The sequence below is a fragment of the Stenotrophomonas acidaminiphila genome (assembly GCF_001431595.1).
GTDB lineage: Bacteria > Pseudomonadota > Gammaproteobacteria > Xanthomonadales > Xanthomonadaceae > Stenotrophomonas > Stenotrophomonas acidaminiphila.
On record NZ_LDJO01000103.1, the window covers coordinates 1 to 1,023 of the forward strand.

At 69.6% G+C, this 1,023-nt stretch carries 1 protein-coding gene; it reads left to right on the plus strand.

Going from position 1 to position 1,023, the window contains the following annotated elements; genetic code table 11:
* Positions 1-426: 426 nt before the first annotated feature.
* Positions 427-906 (plus strand): response regulator, encoded by a 480-nt coding sequence (locus ABB33_RS17805; RefSeq protein ID WP_082595167.1) that lies wholly within the window; start codon positions 427-429, stop codon positions 904-906.
* Positions 907-1,023: the final 117 nt, after the last annotated feature.

The window sequence follows — 1,023 nt, forward strand, 5'->3', positions numbered from 1 at the left end:
TCGGCTGCGATCGCGACGTTCGTGCTGCCGGGAGGCCACTCGCTGCAAATCGCCGAGGCGGCGCAGAAGATAGGCGTCAGCGACCGGCGCCAGCCGATCCTGGTCAAGGCCGGGCATGGCATCACCAGACTGACCAGGATCAACGGCGACACCAAGGACCGAGTCGCCGCCGCACCGTACGCCTGTTGCGGCAGGCGTGCTGATAGTGCGTGGCAGCGCCGGCGCGGAGCGGTTGCCCGTCTTCCGGCACGCCGGCGGGCGACGGCTGGGTCGCGGGACGCCGCCGGTGCCTCGCTCAAGCGCGGCCTGCGAAGGCCGATACACCACCAGAGGGGCAGGCAGAGGCAGTTCGACCGCCAGGCATGATTGCGCTAGGCTGGCGTGGCACGTGTCGGTCCAGTACAGCCGGGTCTGGGGGAAAGGGGCATGAGCGGTAGCGCATGGTCGGGCGACGACAGGATGTTCGAGTTCCGCCAGGAACTGGCCGACGGCGGCCAGCCGCCGGACAGCACGCCTTTCACCGTGTTGAGCGTCGATGACGATCCGGGTTTCCAGCAGTCGCTGCGCATGGCGCTGTCCGATTTCCGCTTCAACGAAAGCCCGCTGCGGCTGCTGACCGCATCCTCGTCCGGCGAAGCCCGCCAGGTGCTGGAGGACAACCCCGGCATTTCCGCGATCCTGCTGGACGTGGTGATGGAAACCGACGACGCCGGCCTGCAGCTGGTGCGCGCGGTGCGCGAGCAACTGGGCAATACCGAAGTACGCACCGTGCTGATCACCGCGCAACCCGGCATGGCGCCGCTGCTCAAGACGCTGCAGCAGCCGGACATCAGCGAAGACTGGCTCACGCCCGCTCTCTACCGCGAGCGGCTGCAGCGCATCGACCGCGGGTCGCTGCGCACCTAGACCGAGATCCATGCGCTGGCGCGGGCCAAGCGCGGGCTGCAGCACACTGAGCAGGCCCGCCGCCCCCCTGCCGGGACCCGCCACCGCGACGGTTTCTCGCGGCTGCTGCGCCCCGAG